Source organism: Streptomyces sp. NPDC002958 (assembly GCF_055563255.1).
The window spans coordinates 1-5,948 of record NZ_JBVHDS010000063.1; the positions used below are offsets into that span (position 1 = coordinate 1).

A 5,948-nucleotide genomic window follows, 5' to 3' on the forward strand; every position below is an offset into this window, starting at 1 on the left:
GCGGAGGTGTGTGGGTGCGGAACGCTCATGCGGACTTCGCCTTCCGAGAAGTGCCGAAAATGAGGGAGCGTTCCTGCGGTGGACTGCCATGAGGCGGATGGCTGAAAAGGGTCCGGCCGTCGGATGTTCACGACGCGGTGGGCAGGCGTCGGAAGCGGACCGGGAGGGGTAAATCGCTGGTGACGGTTGAGTGTCACCGCGGTTGGCAGGGAACCTACGGCGGGTTGAGCCGATCGGTCAAGACCCGAATCCGTCGGAATCCGACGCGTCGGTGTCGGATGTGTCGTTCTCCGCGTCGTCGACCCAGCCCAGCGAGATGCTGATCCGCCGCGCCGCGTCCCGTACCTGGCCGCCCAGCTCCTGGTAGCGCCAGGCCGGCAGACCGAGCTTGAGGCCGGTGATGGAGATGGCTCCGGCGCACACCGAACGGTCGTCGAAGACCGGCGCGCCGATGCAGATGATGCCCTCGGCGTCCTCCTCGTCGTCCAGGGCGTAGCCGACCCGGGCGATGTCGCGCAGATGCGACAGGAAGGTGGCCGGGTCGGTGATCGTACGGGACGTGCGCCGGGGCAGCCCGAACCGTTCGATAACCGCGGCGGCCTCGCTCTGCGGCACGGCGGAGAGCAGCGCCTTGCCCAGGCCGGTGCAGTGCGGCAGCTCGCGCTGGCCCATCCGCAGATCGAGCCGGACGCGCTGGTCGAGTTCGATCTGGTCCACGACGACCGCATGGCCTTCCTCGGGCACGGCGAGCCTGGACGCCATGCCGGTGGTCCGGGTGAGTTCGCGCAGGACGGGGTGGGCGACTCCGCGCAGGGACACCTGGGAGCGGGCCCGGTCGCCGAGCCGGGCCAGGCTCATGCCGAGCCGGTAGCGGCGGTTCATGCCTTCGCCGTCGTCCGAGACGAGGCCGTAGGCACGCAGGGTCTGGAGCATGCCGAAGGCGGCGCTCTTGGAGATGGAACAGGCCTGGCCGACCTCCGTGACGCTCAGGCCGTTCCCCTGCGCGGGGGCGGCGAGCGCTTCGAGGATGTCCGCTGCCCTGGCCACGCTCTTGACCCAGTACTTCGGTTCATCGGGGGCAGCACTGTTCGTCATAGCAGAACAGCCTAGTGTCTTCAGGGAGACGGATTGCGCTTTCTCTATGAAGAAAGCCTGAAAACGGGCCTTCTGCTGTCTGAAAAGGGGTTGACCGGCCCTGGTGCCGCACGTAATATCCAGGCACTGTTCTGCCCTACAGAACAGTGTTCAGAAACAGCGAACGCACCACCCACGCACCACGGATTCCTCCTCTTCCTGCGGCGACTGCCGGGCGGATGGCGCCAGGGACTCACAGGCCGGGCAGGGCCTGCGAGAACCGACGACTCTCGACGCAAGGAGCAAGCGATATGAGTTCAGGCCCGGTAGGCAACGAATCCGGAGCCCGACTCGCCGAGCGCGCCCGCCAGGTCGTACCCGGCGGCGTGAACAGCGGTCAGCGCAGCGTTCCCGGACTGACCGACCTGGTCGTCACCGGGACCGACGGCGCACGGTTCCGTACCGCCGACGGACGCGAGTACACCGACTTCCACTCGGCATTCGGCCCGCCGCTGCTCGGTCACAACGACCCCGACGTGGCCCGCGCCACCGCCGAGGCCGGCGCCACCATCGGTCACATGGGCGTCGGTGTCACGGAGGGCGAGGTCCTCCTCGCCGAACAGCTCACCGAGCTGATCCCCTCGATCGAGAAGGTGCTGCTCACCAGCACCGGCAGCGAGGCCACGTTCCACGCGCTGCGCGTCTCCCGCGCCGCCACCGGCCGCCGCCTGGTCGTCAAGTTCCAGGGCTGCTACCACGGCTGGCACGACGCGGTCAGCCTCAACGTCATCTCCGCCCCTTCGATGGTCGGCGGCCACGACCCGATCTCGACCGGCATCCTGCCCGAGGTCCTCGAAGCCACCCTCGTCCTGCCGTTCAACGACAGCGAGGCCGTCCGCCGCACCTTCGCCGAGCACGGCTCCGACATCGCCGCCGTCATCGTCGAACCCGTCCCGCACAACGTCGGCGCACTCCTGCCGTACCAGGAGTTCCTCACCACGCTGCGCGAGGAGACCACCAGGGCCGGCAGCGTCCTGATCTTCGACGAGGTCATCACCGGCTTCCGCCACGACATCGGCGGCTGGCAGAAGATCTCCGGCGTCACTCCCGACCTCACCACTCTCGGCAAGGCCATTGCCAACGGCGCCCCCGTCGGCGCGATCGGCGGCCGCGCCGACCTGATGGACCTGTTCTCCACCCGCCCCGGCGCCCCCGCCTTCTTCGCCGGTACGTACAACGGGCACCCGTCCGTCGTCGCCGCCGCCCTCGCCACCCTGCGCAAGCTCCGCGAGGAGCCCGTCCACGAGCACGTCTTCCGGCTCGGCGACCGCGTCCGTACCGAACTGACCGCACTGTACGAACGCCTTGGCGTCCCCGCGGTCGTCACCGGCTACGGCTCCGTCTTCGTCAGCTACTTCATGCCGGGCGAGGCCCCCCGTACCTACGCGGACCTGCTCAACAACGACGCCTCACTCTTCGTCGGCTACCGCCGAAAGCTCCTCGACCACGGCCTGTTCGAGCTACCGCTCAACCTCAAGCGCAGCCACATCAGCTACGCTCACACCGACGCCGATGTGGACCGCCTCATCGAGGGCACCGAGGCCGCGGTCAAGGCCGTCCTCGCCGACGGCGGCGCCCGCGACCTGGAGAACACCTCCACCATGGGCGGGGCGAGCCGCTGATGCTCACTGTCAACCGCACCCGCCCCGCGGGTCCCGCCGGACGGATCACCCGGGTCGAGACCCTGATGCTCGGCACCTCCTGGCGCGACTTCGGCTACGTCCGGGTCCACACCGACGAGGGCCTGTCCGGCATCGGCGAGATCACCCACCCCTACCGGGTCCGCGAGGTCTGCGCCCTCACGGAGGCGCTCGCGCAGCGCCATCTCATCGGCGCCGATCCCTTCGACATCGAGGAGCTCTGGCTCCGCGTCTACCAGGGCGACTTCCTGCGGGGCGGCGACATGGGCGGCATCGCCCTGTCCGGCCTCGACCAGGCGATGTACGACCTGATGGGCAAGGCGCTCGGCGTCCCCGCGTACCGGCTGACCGGCGGCGCCTGCCGGGACGACGTACGCGTGTACGCCAACGGCTGGTACACCGGCGAACGCGAGCCCGAAACCTTCGCGGCCAAGGCGAAGGAGACCGTGGCGAAGGGCTTCACCGCCCTCAAGTTCGACCCGTTCGGCCCCGGACTGCACGAGCTGGAGCGCGCCGAACTGCGCCGTTCCATCGGCCTCGTGGCCGCCGTCCGCGAAGCCATCGGGCCGGACGTCGACCTGTTCATCGAGGGTCACGCCCGGTTCGCCATGCCGACCGCAGCCCGCCTCGTGCGGGAGCTGGAACCGTTCGACATCGGCTGGTTCGAGGAGCCGATGCCCTGGACCCACATCGAGCGGTACGCGGAACTGCGCCGGCGCGCGGCGTTCCCGATCTCCGGCGGCGAGCACTTCCACAACCGCTACGAGTACAAGCAGCTCTTCGCCACCGACGCGGTCGACATCATCCAGCCCGATCTCTCGATGGCCGGCGGCTTCACCGAGGTCAGGAAGCTCGCCGCGATTGCCGATACCCACGGCATGCTCGTCGCCCCGCACAACTCCAACTCGCCGCTCTGCACAACTGTTTCGGTGCACGCGACGCTCGGAATCCCCAACTTCAAGATCCTCGAAACCTTCGACGGACTCCTGGAGGACTACGTCTTCGACGCCCTCAAGGGCACCCTCCCGATCGTCGACGGCCGCATCGGCCTGCCGACGGCCCCGGGACTCGGAGTCGAGCTCGTCGACGAGGTCTTCGAGGAACACCCGCCCAGTCACCGCTTCTGGAACATGTTCGCGGACGGCTGGGAGAAGCGGAACCGGACATGATCGTCGACGTCCATTCGCACCTGTTCCGGCACAGTCACGACTTCACCGACCCGTTCAGGTCCGACTCCGCCCGCGCCCACGCGGGCGAGGTCGACCTCACGGTGAAATGGGAGGAGTACGCGGCCACCGCACCCGAGGGCACCCGCACGATCGTCGTCGGGGGCAAGGCGCGGCGCAGCGGGCTCTGGGTGGACGACGCCGCCGTCGCCTCGTATGCCGGAGCGCACCCCGACCGGCTGATCGGCTACCTCTCCCTCGACCCCACCCAGCCCGGCTGGCAGGACGAACTCCGCCACGGGCACCAGGAACTGGGTCTGCGCGGCATCAAATTGATGCCGATGTACGCGGGCTTCGACCCGGCCGCCGAGGAGTACGACGAGCTGTACGGCTACGCCGAACGGCACGGTCTCCCGCTCCTCGTGCACACCGGCACGACCTTCGTGTCGAACGCGCCGCTGGAGTGGGCGATGCCCCGCCACCTGGACGCCGTCGCCATCCGCCACCCCGAACTGCGGATGGTCCTCGCCCACCTCGGCCACCCCTTCGAGGGAGAGTGCATCGCGGTCATCCGCAAGCACCCGCATGTGTACGCGGACATCAGCGCCCTGCACTACCGGCCCTTCCAGCTCTGGCACAGCCTTCGACTGGTCCAGGACTACGGGGTCTTCGACAAGCTGATGTTCGGCAGCGACTACCCGTTCACGACGGTCGACGACTCGGTGAAGGGGCTGCGGGAGATCGCCCGCATCCCCGGCATTCCCGGGCTGCCGCCGCTGGACGCGGACGCGGTGGAGGAGATCATCCACCGGCCGTCGCTGGACCTGCTGGGCCTGAACGGCTGACCGGGCCGTTCCCCGCTACCTGCCGGTACGGCGCATGGGCCACCCCCCTGTGCCCGGGTGCTGTACGGCACCGGGGCACCCTGTGCCCGGGTGCTGTACCGGTGCCGGGCCACCCTGTGCCCAGATGCCGTACCGGCAGCCGGGCCGCCGCGCTCCCACCCTGTGTCCCTGCGTGGGGCGGCCCCACCCTTCTCCGTACCTCTCCGCCTGGAGGAACCCCCGCCATGACCGCAGCCGTCCCGCCCCGCTCCACCGACCGCTTCGACCTGACCGGCCGAACCGCGGTCGTGACCGGAGCCGCCCGGGGCCTCGGCCGGTCCTTCGCCGTCGGGCTCGCCGAGGCGGGCGCCGATCTGGTCCTCGTCGACCTCCCCGGTGCCGAGGGCGTGGTTGAGACGGCGGCGGCCGTGGAGGCGCTCGGCCGGCGGGTCCGCGTCTACGGGCAGGACCTCGCGGACATCGACGCGCTGCCCGGCTTCGCCGATGCCGTACGCGCCGAGACCGGACCGCTGCACATCCTGGTCAACAACGCGGGAACGGCGGCGCTGGAACGCTTCAACGAGATCACTCCCGCGAGCTGGTCGCACATCATGCGGGTCAATGTCGACGCCGTCTTCTTCCTCAGCCAGCGCATCGCCGAACACATGACGGCGGACTCCGTCGCCGGCCGCATCATCACCATCACGTCGAAGAACGCCCTGGTGGCGGAGGCGGGCCTGGCCCACTACAACGCCTCCAAGGCCGCCGCCCAACTGCTCACCGAGACCCTGGCGGTCGAACTCGCCCCGCACGGCATCACCGCCAACACCCTCGCCCCCGGCATGGTCGAGACCCCGATCGACGGCGAATTCCCCCTCGACCGCGAGGCTTTCGAATCCACCTACCGCGAGCGCATCCCGCTCGGCAGGTACGCACAGCCCGACGAATGCGTGGGCGCACTGCTGTTGCTCGCCTCGGACGCCGGGGCATACCTCACCGGGGCGCGCATCGTCGTCGACGGGGGAGTCCTCGCCGACCAGATGCCGCGGATGCGCTTCATGCCGCCGTACCGCAACACGATCTGACCGCGACCGACCGGTCCGTCTTCATCGAGCACGCGTCGACAACGCGAGGAGTACCTCCGCCATGTCCGTCAATGCATCGTCCCCTGCCCCGTCTCCCGT

5 protein-coding genes are annotated in these 5,948 nt (G+C 69.4%); 4 read left to right on the forward strand and 1 reads right to left on the reverse strand.

The features are described from left to right. Nucleotides 1-237 precede the first annotated feature (237 nt). Nucleotides 238-1,095 (reverse strand): IclR family transcriptional regulator, encoded by an 858-nt coding sequence (locus ACZ3IC_RS33945; protein WP_467422546.1) that lies wholly within the window; start codon nucleotides 1,093-1,095, stop codon nucleotides 238-240. 290 nt (nucleotides 1,096-1,385) lie between these two features. Here ACZ3IC_RS33945 and ACZ3IC_RS33950 point away from each other — a divergent pair, with 290 nt between their 5' ends. The 4 genes from ACZ3IC_RS33950 to ACZ3IC_RS33965 all read left to right on the forward strand — a co-directional run bounded on the left by ACZ3IC_RS33950 (nucleotide 1,386) and on the right by ACZ3IC_RS33965 (nucleotide 5,849). Then, the gene (locus tag ACZ3IC_RS33950; RefSeq protein ID WP_467422548.1) at nucleotides 1,386-2,756 is read left to right on the forward strand and encodes an aspartate aminotransferase family protein; all 1,371 of its coding nucleotides are present in this window, start codon (nucleotides 1,386-1,388) and stop codon (nucleotides 2,754-2,756) included. Next, nucleotides 2,756-3,943: a mandelate racemase/muconate lactonizing enzyme family protein gene (locus ACZ3IC_RS33955; protein WP_467422550.1), complete on the forward strand. Its 1,188-nt coding sequence runs from the start codon at nucleotides 2,756-2,758 to the stop codon at nucleotides 3,941-3,943. Before ACZ3IC_RS33950 ends, ACZ3IC_RS33955 begins: the two co-directional genes overlap by 1 nt. After that, a complete protein-coding gene (locus ACZ3IC_RS33960; protein ID WP_467422552.1) occupies nucleotides 3,940-4,785 on the forward strand; it encodes an amidohydrolase family protein in 846 nt (281 codons plus the stop codon). Before ACZ3IC_RS33955 ends, ACZ3IC_RS33960 begins: the two co-directional genes overlap by 4 nt. A 224-nt stretch (nucleotides 4,786-5,009) precedes the next feature. Continuing rightward, nucleotides 5,010-5,849, forward strand: a complete 840-nt coding sequence (locus ACZ3IC_RS33965; RefSeq protein WP_467422553.1) for an SDR family NAD(P)-dependent oxidoreductase — start codon at nucleotides 5,010-5,012, stop codon at nucleotides 5,847-5,849. Nucleotides 5,850-5,948 lie beyond the last annotated feature (99 nt).

Excerpts from the sequence above, each read along its gene's own strand:
- ACZ3IC_RS33965 (WP_467422553.1), top strand. The coding sequence starts at position 5,010 with ATGACCGCAGCCGTCCCGCCCCGCTCCACCGACCGCTTCGACCTGACC.
- ACZ3IC_RS33955 (WP_467422550.1), top strand. The coding sequence starts at position 2,756 with ATGCTCACTGTCAACCGCACCCGCCCCGCGGGTCCCGCCGGACGGATC.
- ACZ3IC_RS33945 (WP_467422546.1), bottom strand. The coding sequence starts at position 1,095 with ATGACGAACAGTGCTGCCCCCGATGAACCGAAGTACTGGGTCAAGAGC.
- ACZ3IC_RS33960 (WP_467422552.1), top strand. The coding sequence starts at position 3,940 with ATGATCGTCGACGTCCATTCGCACCTGTTCCGGCACAGTCACGACTTC.
- ACZ3IC_RS33950 (WP_467422548.1), top strand. The coding sequence starts at position 1,386 with ATGAGTTCAGGCCCGGTAGGCAACGAATCCGGAGCCCGACTCGCCGAG.